This is a genomic window from Arthrobacter sp. Soil762, from assembly GCF_001428335.1.
GTDB lineage: Bacteria > Actinomycetota > Actinomycetes > Actinomycetales > Micrococcaceae > Arthrobacter.
Map to the genome: position 1 here is coordinate 381,464 of NZ_LMSG01000012.1, position 15,511 is coordinate 396,974.

Annotated in this window: 19 protein-coding genes; 7 read left to right on the top strand and 12 right to left on the bottom strand. The window is 66.4% G+C overall.

What is annotated here, in order from left to right:
* Positions 1 to 25: 25 nt before the first annotated feature.
* The 4 genes from ASG77_RS09795 (at position 26) to asd (ending at position 2,865) form a co-directional block, all read left to right on the top strand.
* Positions 26 to 829 (top strand): thymidylate synthase, encoded by an 804-nt coding sequence (locus tag ASG77_RS09795; RefSeq protein ID WP_056344494.1) that lies wholly within the window; start codon positions 26 to 28, stop codon positions 827 to 829.
* Positions 826 to 1,410: a dihydrofolate reductase gene (locus ASG77_RS09800; RefSeq protein ID WP_056344497.1), complete on the top strand. Its 585-nt coding sequence runs from the start codon at positions 826 to 828 to the stop codon at positions 1,408 to 1,410. The genes ASG77_RS09795 and ASG77_RS09800 overlap by 4 nt, the downstream gene beginning before the upstream one ends.
* A gap of 1 nt (position 1,411) precedes the next feature.
* Positions 1,412 to 1,630, top strand: coding sequence for an NF038396 family protein (locus ASG77_RS09805; protein WP_056344500.1), 219 nt, complete (start codon positions 1,412 to 1,414; stop codon positions 1,628 to 1,630).
* 92 nt (positions 1,631 to 1,722) lie between these two features.
* Positions 1,723 to 2,865, top strand: coding sequence for an aspartate-semialdehyde dehydrogenase (gene asd / locus ASG77_RS09810; protein ID WP_056344503.1), 1,143 nt, complete (start codon positions 1,723 to 1,725; stop codon positions 2,863 to 2,865).
* Positions 2,866 to 2,981: 116 nt separating this feature from the next.
* On the opposite strand, the gene ASG77_RS09815 is transcribed toward asd, so the two are convergent.
* Positions 2,982 to 4,079: a winged helix DNA-binding domain-containing protein gene (locus ASG77_RS09815; protein ID WP_056344505.1), complete on the bottom strand. Its 1,098-nt coding sequence runs from the start codon at positions 4,077 to 4,079 to the stop codon at positions 2,982 to 2,984.
* 37 nt (positions 4,080 to 4,116) lie between these two features.
* On the opposite strand from ASG77_RS09815, the gene ASG77_RS09820 reads away from it, so the two are divergent.
* Complete coding sequence (locus ASG77_RS09820; RefSeq protein ID WP_156380241.1) at positions 4,117 to 4,626, top strand: hypothetical protein; 510 nt, start codon at positions 4,117 to 4,119, stop codon at positions 4,624 to 4,626.
* A 20-nt stretch (positions 4,627 to 4,646) separates the two neighbouring features.
* Here ASG77_RS09820 and ASG77_RS09825 read toward each other — a convergent pair whose 3' ends face one another.
* Genes ASG77_RS09825 through ASG77_RS09840 form a run of 4 tightly spaced genes read right to left on the bottom strand, consistent with a single transcriptional unit; the run spans position 4,647 to position 7,910 of the window.
* Positions 4,647 to 5,714 (bottom strand): UDP-N-acetylmuramate dehydrogenase, encoded by a 1,068-nt coding sequence (locus ASG77_RS09825; RefSeq protein WP_056344511.1) that lies wholly within the window; start codon positions 5,712 to 5,714, stop codon positions 4,647 to 4,649.
* A 21-nt stretch (positions 5,715 to 5,735) separates the two neighbouring features.
* Positions 5,736 to 7,004 (bottom strand): MFS transporter, encoded by a 1,269-nt coding sequence (locus ASG77_RS09830; RefSeq protein ID WP_056344514.1) that lies wholly within the window; start codon positions 7,002 to 7,004, stop codon positions 5,736 to 5,738.
* A 4-nt stretch (positions 7,005 to 7,008) separates the two neighbouring features.
* On the bottom strand, positions 7,009 to 7,446 hold the full coding sequence (locus ASG77_RS09835; RefSeq protein WP_056344517.1) for a MaoC family dehydratase: 438 nt from the start codon (positions 7,444 to 7,446) through the stop codon (positions 7,009 to 7,011).
* Positions 7,447 to 7,448: 2 nt separating this feature from the next.
* A complete protein-coding gene (locus tag ASG77_RS09840) occupies positions 7,449 to 7,910 on the bottom strand; it encodes an FAS1-like dehydratase domain-containing protein (protein WP_056344520.1) in 462 nt (153 codons plus the stop codon).
* Positions 7,911 to 8,047: 137 nt separating this feature from the next.
* On the opposite strand from ASG77_RS09840, the gene ASG77_RS09845 reads away from it, so the two are divergent.
* Together ASG77_RS09845 and ASG77_RS09850 are read left to right on the top strand one after the other, a co-directional pair.
* Positions 8,048 to 8,428 carry an ArsR/SmtB family transcription factor gene (locus ASG77_RS09845; RefSeq protein WP_056344523.1) on the top strand — a complete coding sequence of 127 codons (381 nt, stop codon included), beginning with the start codon at positions 8,048 to 8,050 and terminating at the stop codon, positions 8,426 to 8,428.
* Between the two features lie 62 nt (positions 8,429 to 8,490).
* Positions 8,491 to 10,098 carry a SulP family inorganic anion transporter gene (locus ASG77_RS09850; RefSeq protein WP_056344527.1) on the top strand — a complete coding sequence of 536 codons (1,608 nt, stop codon included), beginning with the start codon at positions 8,491 to 8,493 and terminating at the stop codon, positions 10,096 to 10,098.
* On the opposite strand, the gene ASG77_RS09855 is transcribed toward ASG77_RS09850, so the two are convergent.
* The 7 genes from ASG77_RS09855 to ASG77_RS09885 all read right to left on the bottom strand — a co-directional run bounded on the left by ASG77_RS09855 (position 10,086) and on the right by ASG77_RS09885 (position 15,475).
* A complete protein-coding gene (locus tag ASG77_RS09855; RefSeq protein WP_056344528.1) occupies positions 10,086 to 10,310 on the bottom strand; it encodes a DUF3188 domain-containing protein in 225 nt (74 codons plus the stop codon). The two genes, ASG77_RS09850 and ASG77_RS09855, sit on opposite strands and share 13 nt — an antisense overlap.
* 22 nt (positions 10,311 to 10,332) lie before the next feature.
* Positions 10,333 to 11,289, bottom strand: coding sequence for a DUF2797 domain-containing protein (locus ASG77_RS09860; protein ID WP_082575932.1), 957 nt, complete (start codon positions 11,287 to 11,289; stop codon positions 10,333 to 10,335).
* Positions 11,290 to 11,321: 32 nt separating this feature from the next.
* A complete protein-coding gene (locus ASG77_RS09865; protein WP_056344531.1) occupies positions 11,322 to 12,185 on the bottom strand; it encodes an HpcH/HpaI aldolase/citrate lyase family protein in 864 nt (287 codons plus the stop codon).
* Between the two features lie 145 nt (positions 12,186 to 12,330).
* Positions 12,331 to 12,753: an arsenate-mycothiol transferase ArsC gene (locus tag ASG77_RS09870; protein ID WP_056344536.1), complete on the bottom strand. Its 423-nt coding sequence runs from the start codon at positions 12,751 to 12,753 to the stop codon at positions 12,331 to 12,333.
* Positions 12,750 to 14,096: an FAD-dependent oxidoreductase gene (locus ASG77_RS09875; protein WP_056344539.1), complete on the bottom strand. Its 1,347-nt coding sequence runs from the start codon at positions 14,094 to 14,096 to the stop codon at positions 12,750 to 12,752. Before ASG77_RS09875 ends, ASG77_RS09870 begins: the two co-directional genes overlap by 4 nt.
* A gap of 185 nt (positions 14,097 to 14,281) precedes the next feature.
* Positions 14,282 to 14,704, bottom strand: coding sequence for an arsenate reductase ArsC (locus ASG77_RS09880; RefSeq protein WP_056344542.1), 423 nt, complete (start codon positions 14,702 to 14,704; stop codon positions 14,282 to 14,284).
* Between the two features lie 96 nt (positions 14,705 to 14,800).
* Positions 14,801 to 15,475, bottom strand: a complete 675-nt coding sequence (locus ASG77_RS09885; RefSeq protein WP_056344545.1) for an arsenate reductase/protein-tyrosine-phosphatase family protein — start codon at positions 15,473 to 15,475, stop codon at positions 14,801 to 14,803.
* Between the last annotated feature and the right edge of the window lie 36 nt (positions 15,476 to 15,511).

Genomic DNA, 15,511 nt, shown 5'->3' on the forward strand with positions numbered 1-15,511 from the left:
GGGCTTCGCCCGGTAGACTTTAGCCGTGAGCATCCCGACGCCTTATGAAGACCTCCTGCGCGACGTCCTGGCCCATGGCACGCACAAATCCGACCGCACGGGCACCGGAACCACCAGCGTTTTCGGCCGTCAACTGCGCTTTGACCTTGGCCGGAGCTTCCCGCTGATCACCACCAAACGCGTGCATTTCAAGTCCGTGGCGGTGGAGCTGCTGTGGTTCCTGCGCGGCGAATCGAACGTCAAATGGATGCAGGACCAGGGCGTCAGCATCTGGAACGAGTGGGCCGACGCGGAAGGCGAACTGGGTCCCGTCTACGGCGTCCAGTGGCGCAGCTGGCCCACCCCTGACGGCGGCCATGTTGACCAGATCGCCGAGCTGGTGGAGAACCTCAAGACCAACCCGGACTCGCGCCGGCACATCGTGTCTGCCTGGAACGTCTCCGAGCTCAAGGACATGGCACTGCCCCCGTGCCACGCGTTCTTCCAGTTCTACGTGGCCGACGGCAAACTGTCCTGCCAGCTGTACCAGCGCTCTGCGGACATGTTCCTGGGCGTGCCCTTCAACATTGCCTCCTACGCCCTGCTCACCTGCATGATTGCGCAGCAGGTGGGGCTGGAGCCTGGCGAGTTTGTATGGACAGGCGGCGACGTCCACATCTACGAGAACCACATGGACCAGGTCCTGAAGCAGCTGGACCGGGAACCGTATGAATACCCGCAGCTGAAGATCACCCGGAAGCCGGCCTCGATCTTCGACTACACGCTCGAGGACTTCGAAGTGGTGGGCTACCGGCACCACCCCACAATCAAGGCCCCAATCGCCGTATGAGCACCGAGAACGCAGCAGACCCCCAGGACTTCACGCAGGAACTCGCCGGTTCCGTGACCGGCGTCGGCCTTGTGTGGGCGCAGACGTCGGGCGGTGTGATCGGCAAGGACGGCGACATGCCCTGGCACCTCCCTGAGGACCTCAAGCACTTCAACCGGCTGACCATGGGGCACCCTGTGATCATGGGGCGCAAGACGTGGCTGTCGTTCGCGGACAAGTACCGTCCCCTGCCCGGCCGGACAAACATTGTGATAACCCGGCAGAAAAACTGGGGCGAATCGCCCGAGGCGGATGGCGCCGTCGTGGTCCCCTCCCTGGATGATGCCCTCCTTGAGTCGCAGTTCGTCGACGGCGGCGGGACCGTCTGGATCCTGGGCGGCGGGGAAGTCTTCCGCCAGTCCACCGAACTCGCCAACGTCGCGGTGGTCACCACCATCGATATGGAGGCCGACGGCGACACGTTCGCTCCGGAGCTCGACGAGACCTGGGAGGCGGCGGCCTCCGTCCCGCCAGACGGGTGGCTGACGGCGGCCAACGGAACGCGCTACAGGTTTACCAAATGGATTAGGACGCAGGGCTGAGATGTTGAAAAAACCGGAAACACTGTTTGTGCTGGGCTACATGCTGCTGCCGCTGCTCGCGCTGCTCTCTGCGATCGTGGGCCTGACCATGATCCTGGGCGGCAACAAGATCGCGGGGGCCATCGTGCTTGTGGTGGTGACGCAGGTGTTTGCCTTCGGCGCCTTCTACGCGTTGCGACTCCGCAAAGCCGCGGTGCTGGAGGAAACCAACCGCAGCTGACGCCTGTTTCCTCCCGCACGCCGTCGTACGCATCCCCGCGCGAGTGACGTAACCGACTGCGACCTGCGCGATCCGGCGTCTAAACTGGACGAATGACTACAGCAGCTACCCCCTCCGTCGGCCTGGTCGGATGGCGCGGCATGGTCGGCTCCGTCCTGATGCAGCGCATGCAGGACGAGGGCGACTTCGCCAACATCAACCCGGTGTTCTTCTCCACGTCAAACGCGGGAGGCGCCGCCCCGTCGATTGCCGGTGCTGCCGCTGGCGCCGCCGGCAAGCTTGAGGACGCGTTCGACGTCGACACGCTGGCTAAGCTGCCCATTATTGTCACCGCCCAGGGCGGGGACTACACCAAGCGCGTGCACACCGAGCTGCGAGGCCGCGGCTGGGACGGCCTCTGGATCGACGCCGCCTCCACGCTGCGCATGAACGACGACTCGATCATCGTGCTTGACCCGATCAACCGCGACGTCATCGACAAGGGCCTGGTCAACGGCACCAAGGACTTCATTGGCGGCAACTGCACCGTTTCCTGCATGCTCATGGGCCTCGGCGGGCTGTTCAAGAACGGCCTCGTCGAGTGGGGCACATCCATGACCTACCAGGCGGCCTCCGGCGGCGGCGCCCGGCACATGCGCGAACTGCTCAGCCAGTTCGGCACGCTCAACGCCGAGGTCAGCTCGGAACTGGACGACCCGGCGTCGGCCATCCTGGAAATTGACCGCAAGGTCCTGGCCCACCAGCGCTCCGACATCGACGCCACCCAGTTCGGCGTGCCACTGGCCGGCTCCCTCATCCCGTGGATCGACGCGGACCTCGGCAACGGACAGTCCAAGGAAGAGTGGAAGGCCGGGGTTGAAACCAACAAGATCCTGGGCACCTCGGACGAAAACCGGATCATGATGGACGGCCTGTGCATCCGGATCGGGGCCATGCGTTCGCACTCGCAGGCGCTGACGCTCAAGCTCCGCGAGGACCTCTCCGTGGCCGAGATCGAGAAGCTCCTCGCCGAGGACAACGAGTGGGCCAAGGTCATCCCGAACACCAAGGAAGACTCCATGGCGGGCCTGACCCCCGTGGCCGCGTCCGGCACCCTGGACATCCCCGTGGGCCGCATCCGCAAGATGGAAATGGGCCCGGAGTACATCAGCGCCTTCACCGTGGGTGACCAGCTGCTCTGGGGCGCCGCCGAGCCGCTGCGCCGCATGCTCAACATCGCCACCGGGAACCTCTAACCTCCCGCGGCTCCCCGCTACTTGAACGGCCCTGCCCCGCAGGAACGGTGCTGCCCCGCACCGCTTTTGCGGGGCCGGGCCGGTCGTGTTCTGCAGGGCGGCGAATGGGGCCTGGCTTAGCTGTCCAGGAATGCGAGGTACTGTACCGCGGCCTTGCTGAACACGGCCTGCGCAGCGGGTCCAAGTGGCTGCGAGTCATCAAACAGTTCAGGCACGACGGCGGCGCTGCGGCTGGTTCCGGCCCGCGCCCACGTGCCGATCACCACTCCCCCGGCCACGACGGTCTTCTTGAATACTCCGTTGCCGCCCGGGACGATCTTGTTGGCGTGCTCCCGCGCCAACACCAGGCTGCGGTCCTGATAGCCCAGCAGGAACTCGTCGAAGCCCGGCAGCAGGAGCACGGAGCGTTGCCCGGGCACGCCGTCGTCGAGCATTGATGCAGTCTCCGGTGACATCCAGTAGTGGACGCCCCCGAATTCCAGCTCCACCAGCTGCCCGCTGACCAGCTCAAACGCCGCCCGAACGTCGGTCAGGGGAATCTGCGTCCACCAGGCGAAGTCGCGGACGGTGGCAGGGCCGTGGCTGCGAAAGTAGCGCAACATGAACTCGGCGATCGCTTCCTGCCGCTCAAGCTCGCGCGACACCGGAATCCAGTCATCGAACGCCACCAGCAGCTGCTGGTTCCCCGCCAATGGCCCTTGAACCAGCCAGGCGTTCCGGCACAGCGTCCCCAAGAGGTGGATCCCCCGCTGGCCGCTGGTGGGCTGCCCGGCTGCCTCAAACACCTCGAAGAGTTCGGTCCGGCTCACGGGACCGCCGGCCGCAATCCGCTCCAAGGCAACGTCGCGGCACTTCTCGATGTCCGCCCAGGTGATGTCCAGTTCCCGGTGCCGGCCGGCAATGATGCGGCTAAGACGCTCGGTGGTGAGGTCCAGCATCCAGCGCAGATCCTCTGGAGCAACGAAGTGCAGGGTGCCGCGCATCGGCCAGGACCGGACCACCCTTCCGCTGTCCAACGCGGCGCGAACGTCAGTCAACCCTGCGCCCGGAACGCGGACGCCGATGGCCCAGAACGCGGCCTGCAGGTCCTGAGCCTGCGTGGCCGTCATCCAGCGGACCGCGGCCTCTACGGAGCCGAGTCCGGGGCCAAACAGTCCTTGGGAGGCGAGGCGTAACCTGCCCATCACCTTGGGGCTTACATGGTTCACTGCCATGTCCTCATCGTAGGACCCGGCCCGATAGGGTGTAAGCATGACTTTGGGGAGTTTGTGGCAATTGTTCGCGCGCGGAACACAGGCATGGCTGGTGGCAGGGACCGTATCCGTCCTGGCCGGCGTGGCCATCGGGCTGGCCCCGGCCATTGGTTTCCAGCCCCTGGGATTCCCGGGAGGCGGCGGCGAGGCACCCCTGGAACTCTTATTGCCTTCCCTGTTCCTGTCGCTCGGCGGAGGGTACGCCGTGCTTTTTCCCGGCATCCGGGTGGGCCGCGGCAAGGTCCGCATTGTGCGCGACTGGAAGCTCTATCCCGTCAGCGGCCGGCTGATCTGGGTCCTCGCCCATGCCACCGCCGTGATCGGTTTGGTGGCCTGCATCGTCGCGGCCGCGACCCACCCCGCAGTTCCCGGACTTTTGGTCTGGCTGTTTATGGGTCCATATTTGGCGCTGACCGGCTGGGCCGCCGCCCTGCTGGGCATGGCCACGAACGTCCGGCTGACGGGCGCCGTTGACGGGCGCACGGCGCCGGTCACGCAAGCAAGCTGACGCCTTCAACGAGCTGAACGCTAGAGCGTCACGCCGATGAGCAGCGGTTCCGGGTGCAGTTCAATGCCAAAGCGTTCGACGACGCCGGCGCGCACCTCGCGCGCGATGGCCAGCATGTCCTTGGCGCTGGCCGAGCCGCGGTTGGTGATGGCCAGCGTGTGTTTCGTGGACAGTGACGCCCGCCCGCCTGAGGCGCTGCCTTCCTCCAGGCCATAACCCTTGCCGAACCCTGCCTGGTCGATCAGCCACGCGGCGGACAGCTTCACCAGCCCGTCCGCCCCGGCGGGGTACTGCGGCGCGGACTCCGGCAGCGTTGCCGCCACGTTCACAGGGACTACCGGGTTGGTGAAGAAGGAGCCGGTGGAATAGGTGTCCCGGTCCTCGGGATCCAGGACCATGCCTTTGGATGCCCGCAGCCTCAGGACCTCCCGGCGGACATCGTTGGAGTACGCGCGCTTGCCTGCCTCCACGCCCAGGGAGCGGGCCAGCTCGGCGTAGCGGATGGGTGCGCTCATCCGGCCCAGCGGGAGCTGGAATTCCACGGTCAGCACGATGTAGCGGGGTGATCCCTCGACAGTGGTCTGCTTCAGGATGGAATCGCGGTAGCCGAACTTCAGCTCGGAGTTGGTGAAGGTCTGGACCGCGTTCCGGGTCCGGTCCCATGTGCGTACCGCCGCGATGGTCTGGGAGACGTCAGATCCGTAGGCCCCGACGTTCTGCACCGGCGTGGCGCCTGTGGCTCCCGGGATGCCGGAGAGTGCTTCAATGCCGGACCACGCATGCAGCACGGCGTGCTCCACCAGGGCATCCCAGTTGTGGCCGGCCTGGACCACCACTGCCACGCCGCCGCAGGAATCCTCGGCGTTGACGGTGAACCCTTCCGAGGCGATCCTGATCACGGTGCCGGGGAACCCGTCGTCGGAAATCAGGAGGTTGGAGCCGCCGCCGATGATGAGTACCCGCTCCCCCGCGGCGTCTGCCGTGCGGACGGCGTCGATGATCTCCGCCTCGGTGCTGGCCTCAATGTACTTGCCGGCGGGTCCCCCGACGGCGGCGGTGGTCAGGTGGGAGAGCAAAATGGAAGTCACCAGACCACACTATAGGGAAACCTAGGCAATCTTCCGGGCCACCGGCGAGAGCAGGAAGGTGGCCACCAGCATGACCATCACGGCCAGCAGCGAGTGCAGGATGCCCACGTGTTCGGCCAGCAGCCCCAACAACGGCGGCCCGCACAGGAAGGCGCCGTAGCCGATGGTGGACACGACGGAGACGCGGGCCGCGGCCTTGGCGGGATCGTCCGCCGCGGCCGACATGCCCACCGGGAACCCCAGCGAGGCGCCGAGTCCCCAGATGGCCAGGGCCACAAAGGCCAGCCATGGAACGGGGGCAAACACAAACAGGCCGAGCCCGAACACTGCCAGCGCGGCGCACCAGCGCATAACCGGAACGCGGCCGAAGCGGTCCAGGACCACCGTGCCAGCGAACCGTCCGATGGTCATAAAGGTCACGAAGAGCCCGTAGCCGGCGGCTCCGGCGGCGTCGGTCTGGCCGTGCCCGTCGGCGAGGGCCAGGGCCACCCAGTCCCCTGCTGCACCTTCGGCCAAGGCAAGCCCCAGGACCATGACTCCGAGCAGCAGAGTGCGCCGGTCGCGCCAGGCCTCCGCAATTTTCCGCTTGTTGTCCAGCGGTGCACCGGAACCGTCAGCCGGCGCCCCGGCGGTGACAATGGGGATCGGGCCCGTGAACGGGTCCTCGAAGTTGTCCGGTACATACGTCCGCTCCCCCGCGACCGGGGTGACATCCGCACGGAACCAGGCTGCCGCCGTCGTCACCGAGACGGCAACCACGACGCCGGCCGCCGCCAGGTGCCAAAACACCGGGACCGAGGCGGCTGCGGCCCACGCGCCAAGGCCGGCACCTGCCACGGTGCCGAGGCTGAACGCGCCGTGCAGCCTGGGCATGATGTGCCGGCCCACCGCGCGTTCCACCGAGGCGCCCTCGACGTTGGAGGCGGTACTCCAGCTGGCGGAACCCAATCCGATGACGGCAAGTCCCATGGCCACCGCAATAGGCGTGGCCAGGACCGATGTTCCAAATCCGGCGATCGCCATGCCGCAGGCCACCATGATGGCGCCGGCGCGGATGGTCCGTTTGGAGCCCAGGCGGAGCACGATCAGCCCCGATGCGGACACAGAGATAAACGACCCCAGCGTCATGCAGAGCAGCAGCAAACCGACAGTGCCGGGGGTCAGGTCCAGCCCGTCGCGGATCGCCGGAAGCCGGGACACCCAGGACGCGAAGGCAAATCCGCTGCCGGCATAGGCAACCACCACGGCATTGCGCCAGGCAGTGACCTCGGCAGTTGTGTTTACGGTCAAAGGATCATGAAAGCCTGACGACGGCCTGGGCCTTCATCAGCACTTTCTGGCCGGCGGCAACCACGGTGAGGTCAACACGGGCGGTGCCCGCCTCGGCGTCGAGCTTTCCGATGGCGCCGCTGACCTCGATGGTGGCCCCGGGCTCCGTGGTTCCGGTGGTGTCGGTGACCAGGACCGGCTTGGTGAAGCGGGTCTGGAAGTCGACGACGGCGGCGGGGTCGCCTGCCCAGTCGGTCACCAGCTGGACGGCGGCACCCATGGTGAACATGCCGTGGGCGATCACACCGGGCAGTTCCACGCCGGTGGCGAAGGCTTCGTTCCAATGGATGGGGTTGAAGTCGCCGGACGCGCCGGCGTACTTGACCAAGTCCGTGCGGCTGACCTCGACGGTGCGGCTGCCGATGTCCTGGCCTGCCGAAAGTTCGCTGAAAGTGGGGCTCATGGTTACTGTCCCTCTCCGCGGACGAGGATGGATGAGGTGGTGGTGGCGACGCTCTCACGCGAATCGTCTGCGGCGAGGGCAAAGATTTCCTGGCGGGTGGTGATCATGGCCCCGCCACCCATGGCGCGGACGCCGTCAACGTGCAGTTCCGCCACCAGCCGGTCGCCGGCGAAGATGGGGCGGTGGTGGATGAAACGCTGGTCGGCGTGGACCACGCGGGTGAAGTCGATGCCCGCATCCGGATCCTCGATCAGCTGGGCGTCGGCGCGCTGCGCGATGATGATGGCGAACGTGGGCGGCGCCACCAGGTCACTGTGGCCCAGGGCCTTGGCTGCCTCGACGTCGAAGTGGGCTGGGTGCGTGGCCTTGACGGCGCGGGCGAACTCGCGGATTTTCTCGCGGCCGACGTCGTATACCTCTGCGGCAGGGTAACTGCGGCCCTGCAGGTCCGGATTGATAGTCATGACCTCAAGCCTATCGTTGCCAAGCGTCCGGGAGGGCCTTGCAGGGTCCTGATATGATGAATTCATCATTCCATCAAGTCACGGCCGTTGTTTTGCGGTGCTTGCCTGGACCGCCATTCCGCACAGGAGCGCCGCCCATGTTGTCTCCCGCCCAGGCTCCGCTCTATGAGATCAAGGCCAACCTGTTCAAGGCCCTTGCCCACCCGGCACGGATTCGGATCCTGGAACTGTTGGCTGCCGCTCCGGAGAACACGGCTGCCGTGAGTTCCCTCCTCGCCGAAACCGGGCTCGAGGCCTCCCACCTCTCCCAGCACCTGGCCACCCTGCGCAAGCACAAAGTGGTCACCTCAGTGCGGTCCGCCAACTCCGTGACTTACCGCCTGGCACACCCGGGAGTTTCGGAACTTCTCGCCATCGCGCGGACCTTCCTGCTGGACAGCCTCACCGACTCCAACGAACAGCTCCGGCTGGCGCAGCAGCTGCCGGCGGGGCCCCTCCCGGAGGGATCCGCCCCGTGAGTTACGACCATCGCCCGGTCTCGCGGGGAATCAGCAGGCTCCTGCCATCCCGGGTCGACTATATGGGCATCCGGCAATCTTGGCGGGTGGATCTGCTGGCCGGCATTACGGTAGGCATCGTGGCGCTGCCGCTGGCCTTGGCGTTCGGCGTCAGCTCCGGGGTGGGCGCCGAGGCCGGTCTCATCACGGCGATCGTGGCCGGGCTGGTGGCGGCCGTGATGGGAGGCTCCCCTGTCCAGGTATCGGGACCCACAGGCGCCATGGTGGTGGTCCTTGCCCCGGTGGTGGCAGTCCACGGCACCGGCAGCGTGGCACTGCTGTCCCTCATGGCTGGACTGCTGGTCTGCATGCTGGGAATCAGCGGCCTGGGCCGGGCAGTGGCGTTCATCCCCTGGCCGGTTGTGGAAGGTTTCACGCTGGGCATCGCCGCCATCATCTTCCTCCAGCAGGTTCCGCTCGCCACCGGCACCTCCGGCATCCCGGGACACAATACCCTGCTGGCAGCCGTCGAAGCGGCATCCGGCGCTGTGGCTCCAACAGTCCTGCTGACCCTCGCCCTCGTGGCGGGCGTCGCCGTCGTGATGGTCCTGGTGCAGCGGCTGTTCCGGGCCCTACCTGCGAGCCTGCTCGCGGTGCTCCTGGCGACCACGGCCGCCGAACTCCTGCAGCTGGAGATCCCGCGGATCGGCCCGCTGCCGCACTCCCTGCCATCCCCTACCCTCCCCGCCTTCGATCCGGCTTCGCTGGGCAGCCTGGCCATGCCCGCCGTGGCAATTGCGGTCCTGGCCTCGATCGAATCCCTGCTCTCCGCCCGGGTGGCCGCAGGCATGACCGGGCCGGACGGCGCACCAAGCGGGGCCTACAGCCCCGACCGGGAGCTCACAGGCCAGGGCCTGGCTTCCATCGCCGCGGGCCTGTTCGGCGGCATGCCGGCCACCGGCGCGATCGCACGAACGGCCGTCAATGTGCGGTCCGGAGCCAAAACCCGGATGGCCGCCGCGGTCCATGCCGTGGTGCTTCTGGGCATTGTCTACCTGGCATCGGGAATGGTCAGCCGGATCCCGCTGGCAGCCCTGGGCGGGGTCCTGATGGTCACCGCGGCGCGGATGGTGTCCCGCCGCACCGTTGCCGCGATCCTCCGCTCAACGCGATCGGACGCGGCGGTTTTTATCCTCACGGCAATCGTCACTGTGGCTTTCGACCTGATCGTCGCGATCCAGATCGGCCTGGCCGCAGCAGCGCTCTTCACCCTGCGGAAGTTCGCCTCGCTGAGCAGTGTGGAGCGCGAGGAGATTTCGGGGCCGAGCAGCGAAGGTGATGAGCATATTGCCATCTTCCGGCTGGATGGTGCCATGTTCTTCGGCGCGGCGGAACGGATACTCCAGGAGATCAGCCAGGTGAAGGACGTCCAGGTGGCCATTATCAGGCTCTCCCAGCTGCGGATGCTCGACGCCACAGGCGCCCATGCCCTCGTGGAAGTCATTTCTGCCCTGGAGCTGCGCGGCATCACGGTGCTGCTCAAGGGTGTCCGGCCGGACCATCTTGCCCTGGTAACGAACGTTGGGGTGATCCGTTCGCTCCGCCACCACAAGCATCTGTTCGAGGACCTTGCAGCGGCCGTGGAACACGCCCGCAGCCATGTCCGCAGGAACGCGGCTTATCGCTTGTAGTTCTTCCGGATGGTCTGGCCGCGCACCACAATCCCGGCGATGTGCAGGAGGAGGCCGACACCGATCAGCGGCAGGGAAGCTGTGGCCAGGCCCTGGTTTCCGGAGGTGTTGCCGATCAGGTTCAGGATGATCCCGACGCCGATGAGGCCCATGGCGCCGAAGACCAGGACTTTGTACGAGGTGGGCGCTGACTCCCAGAATTCTTTGAGCACCGTGACAGTCTACCGAGCAGGTTCAGAACAGGGATTCCTGCACGGCCGGCACCTCCGAGGCGAAGTCCCCGAGGACGATGGTCCGGGCAGCCAGCCGGCCAAGGTTCACTACAAAGGCCGCATCCGTTCCGGCCAGGCTGACGAGGGCGTTGGTCCCGCTCAGCGAGGTGATGCCGAAGCCGTGCTTTCCCTGCTCCAGCGGATGGGGGTACGCGTGGCGCGGCGTTGGGGCGCAGAGCCCTGCCACCTGCGCCGGCCGCACCCAGAGTTCGTCCACAATGCTGAAACCTTCTGGGCTGAAATCGTCGACGGCGGCCTGGCCCAGCAGCGTGCGGACCGCGGCCGCGTGCCGCTCATTGATGCCGTCCAGGGCTGCCGCGGGCAACGGCTCCGCGAGGGCCTCGGCTTTGGCGGCGGAGCGGACCTGCTGGGCGAGGCCTGCCTCGCGCGTCACCATGTCCTCGAGGAGCCGCACCACCCGGCCGTCCTCCGCCCTGGCAACGTACCGCGCTACCACCGCGCCCTGCTCCGCGAGCCGGTTCCATTTCCTCACGTGGGACGCCGTGCCCACCTTGCTGGCTCCGCCGGCGAAGGTGGCCACGTAGAGCCAGTGATCCTGCAGAAGGTACGTGCGCAGCCCGTCCGGAACACGGCCGCCCCGGTGGAAATCGTGGATGAGGCGGGAATCGTCCAACACAAAGCAGCGTTCGCACTGCTTGCCCTTCACGGCGGGGGCGCTGGCCGGGCACAGGATGTGGTCGCGGCTGCTGGCTGAGTGGACCTTGTGGTGCCCCAGGCAGAACCTGCCGTGATCGGCCACCGCGAAACCGAGCCTGGCGCCCGCCTCAAGGCTGACCTCGCGGAGATCCCCGGCCGGTGACTGGATGCGCAGAACCGGGCTGCCGCCGTCGTGCCTTACCGTCTGCGCCGGGGCGCCATCCCAAAAGACCCCGTGAACCAGATAGCGCGTATCGGTCACGGGGTCTCCTGTGCTTGGGTGTTCGGGTGGCGTTACAGCGCCGGCTGCACGCCGAACGCTATGGCGAGCTTCATGATCTTTTCGGCGCGGCCCAGGCGGGGCAGGTCCGAGCCGTCACGGATGACGCGGCCATTGGCCTCGAAGTCGGACATAAAGTCCGTGGCCCAAGCGACGTCCGACGGCGTGGGGCTGATGACCTCGTTGATGACGTTCGTCTGGTCGATGGCCAGGCATAGCTTGCCGGTCATGCCCATCATCACGGTGATGCCGGTCTGCTCGCGCAGGATGGGGTGGTTGGTGCCCACGGTGGGGCCGTCGATGGGGCCCGGGAGGTTGCCCACGCGGCTGGCGACCACCAGCTTGGCGCGGGGGTAGGCCATGGCCTCCGGGGTGGCCGCCATGCCGGTGTCGCGGCGGAAGTCGCCGGAGCCGAACGCCAGGCGGAAAGCACCCTGGGCCTTGGCGATGTTGTTGGCTTCCTCGATACCCAGAGCGGATTCGACGAGCGGGATGACGGGCGTCTTGCCGTCCATCCGGTGGAAACTTTCGGTCACCTGGTCAGCTGATTCGGTCTTGGCGAGCATCACGCCGAGCAGGCCGGGCGTACCGCGCAGCCCTGCAAGGTCATCGGCCCAGAACGGGCTGGTGGCATCGTTAATGCGGACCCAGGCCTGGCCGCCGCCGCTGAGCCAGTCAATCACGTGTCCGCGCGCCTCGTCCTTTTGCGACGGGTCCACGGCGTCCTCGATGTCCAGGATTATCGAGTCAGCACGCGAAACAGCCGACTGGTCAAACAGGTCGGTCTTCATGGCATTGACCAGAAGCCACGAACGGGCGATTTCTGCTGGGATGTTGCGCTTGGGGCGTAATGTCTCGGTGGCGGTGGGTGACGTCATGCTACTACCGTATCTGCCCGGGCACCGCCAGCGCTAAGCCATGGCGCCGGACGTGCCGAACAATACAGATACGACCGGCCGGCGCCGGTGGTCGAGTCTGTCGAGACCCAGCTTTCGACAAGCTCTACCACCGGTTTGGACCGGCTTAGTTCCCTGTGAGTTCCGCATGGAGCTTTCGGACGCGGGCGTTGATGTCGTCGCGGACGAGGCGCATGCGCTCCGTGCCTTCGATGCCCCGGGTGGAAGGTTCGTCGGTTTCCCAGGTTTCGAAGCGCGTGCCTTCGCGGGGTTCGAGCTTGGCTTCGGTGCCCAGAACGATCACGACGTCGACAGCGCCAAGCACCTCGTCGGTGACGGCCTTAGGGTGTTCCCCCGTAATGTCGATGCCGAGTTCGTTCAGGGATTCCACCGCCTCGTTGTTCAGGCAGCTGCCCGGTTTGGTGCCTGCCGAGTAAACGGTGACGTCGTCGCCGGCGAGGTCCCGCATGAGTCCGGCCGCGAGTTGGGACTTGCCGCCGTTCTTGCTGCAAACGAACAGGACGCGGGGCGTGTTGGTGGTGTCGGTCATGCGTTGGTGTCTTCTTTCTGTTGTGCGGAGCGGCCGTGGACCAGCCCCGTGGGGAATCCAATGAGGACCGGTTCCCGTGCGTCGCGGCCGGCCCCGACGTCGCTGGAGCATACCCCGGTCTCGGGCAGTTCAAGGTGGACAGTGTCCGCCGCGGCCTGGTCGCCGGAGAGTGCCGCGGCGACGGACCTGACCTGTTCGTAGCCGGTAGCCAGCAGGAAGGTCGGGGCACGGCCATAGGACTTCATGCCGACGATGTAGAAGTCCTTTTCCGGGTGGGCGAGAAGCCTGGCGCCATGCGGCTGGACCGTGCCGCAGGAATGGAATTCGGGGTCGATCAGCGGACCCAGCTCCACTGGGGCCTCGACGGCTGGATCAAGGTTGAGCCGGAGCTCGCGCAGGATGTCCAGGTCCGGCCGGAAGCCTGTGCAAGGGATGATGACGTCGGCGTCCAAGGTGCGTCCGTCGGCGGCTTCGACGCTGACGTGGGTCTCCAGGGTCTTCAGTGAGGAGATGCCAAAGCCGGTGCGCAGTTCGATGGTTCCTGCCTCAACGAGTCGGCGGAGCCGGGCGCCTAGTTGGCCGCGGGCGGGCAGGCCGTCAGCCTCTCCGCCGCCGTAGACCTTTTCAGCGGATGCTCCGCGTACGGCCCACAGGATTGTGGTTCCAGGTTCTTCCTTGGCGAGGTCTGCCAGATTGATCAGTGTGTTCGCGGCCGAGTGCCCGGCTCCCACGACCAGTACGCGACGATTCGCAAAGGTGGCACGGTCCCGCCCTGTGACGTCCGGCAGGGGCGAGGAGATCCGGGCGGCGGCCGTGTCTTCGCCGATGGCGGGCAGCCCGGAGGTACCGAGCGGGTTGCGGGTGGACCAGGTGCCGGAAGCGTCAAGGACGGCGGCCACCGTGTGGTCGCGGACCTCACCGTGCTCGTGTTCGACCCGGACGGTGAAAGCGGTGGTGTCACGGTCCCGAACGTGGGTTTTGTCCATGCCCTGGCGTGTAACGGCAATGACGCGTGCGCTGGTCTGGAGGCGGGAGGAGATCTCCGGGGTTGCGGCCAGCGGGGCGAGGTAATTATCGATCAGTTCCCCGCCGTACGGGAGTGCCGTCAGGCGAGGAGCTACCCAGCCGGCGCCTTCCAGTAGATGCACGGCCGCGGCGTCGAGGTTGAACCGCCAGGGTGAGAACAGCCGGATGTGGCGCCACTGTTCGATGGCGGATCCCGCCGTCGGGCCGGCCTCGAAGATCAGCGGTTCGAGGCCGCGTTCGAGCAGGTGGGCTGCGGTGGCGAGTCCGATGGGGCCGGCGCCGATGACGGCGACGGGAAGGGTCTTCACTGGATCCATGCTGTCCTCTGTTTCATCCGTTGGTGTGCGGTTCGATCGGGGTGCCTGCCGGAGCCTTGTGGGACCGGCAGGCCGGGGCGGTGCTGTTCAGCAGCAGTCCGGATCGTCCTCGTCGCAGGAGCCCGCATCGGTGCAGCAATCGGTGTCCATCCAGCTCACCCCCTCTCCCTAATCGCGGGGTGTGGTTACTTGGCGGCCGGGATCAGCGAGCCGATGAGCCCTTCGATGCGCGTCTTGATCTCGTCGCGGATGGGGCGGACGGCGTCTACGCCCTGCCCGGCGGGATCCTCCAGGACCCAGTCCTCGTAGCGCTTGCCGGGGAAGTAGGGGCATTCGTCGCCGCAGCCCATGGTGATCACGACGTCGGACTCCTTGACGGCCTCGGTGGTGAGGACCTTCGGGATCTCGGCAGACATGTCGATACCCAGTTCGGCCATGGCCTCGACGGCGGCCGGGTTGACCTTATCTGCGGGCTGCGATCCGGCGGAACGAACCTCAATGCCACCCTTCGAAAGGGTGGTCAGGAAGGCGGCTGCCATCTGGGAGCGGCCGGCGTTGTGGACGCAGACGAACAGGACGGAGGGCTTCTTGGCGGTTTCGGTGCTCACGTGGTTTTCTCCTGGAATCAGAACATTGATGATTATCGATGCATGCAGTATCGAGCGAAAGATTGATGATTGTCAATATGTGAATCCGCCGGAATATCAGGCAGCGCGCAGGCGGGGCGCGAGGTCTTTGACGCGATGGAAGATGTCAGTAAAGGCGCCCTCAAAGGCCTCCCTGGTGTTCAATCGCAGCGGATCCGGGACAGACCAATGGATACCCCGAAGGCCGGGGAGTTCCTCGTGGGCGTTGTCGCACACAGTCACGACGAAGTCTTCATCGCGCCCCACGTCATCCAGCCGGCGCGGGGAAACGTCCGCGAGGGCGACGCCGTGGCGGCGGGCTACATCAATGGCCCCCCGGGCAATACTTTCCGCGGGATGAGTTCCGGCCGAGATCGAGGGGATTCCGCTGATCTGATTCCAGAGTGCGGCGGCCAGTTGCGACCGGGCGCTGTTCCGCGTGCACACGAAGAGGACACGACTGGCCCCATGCTCAGCCCCCGGCACCAGCCCTTCGAGCGCCCCGGCGGCAAGCCGGAAGTAGCTGCGCCGCCTGTCCGCTTCTGAGCGGTGACGGATCGTCAGCCCGGCACCCTCCAACACGCGCAGGTGGTGGGACAGCAGGTTAGAGGGCATCCCGAGCTCAGCTTGAAGCTCTGTAGGGGCAAGATCCCCCAGCGTCAGCAGGTCCACAATGCGCAGCCGCGCGGGATCTGCGAGGGCGGCATGTTTTGCGACCCGCGTCTGAAAGTCCTCAACTGGGTCAGTATTCATTGGTTCAATTTTGACTGAGTTAATTTCTTGCGTCAA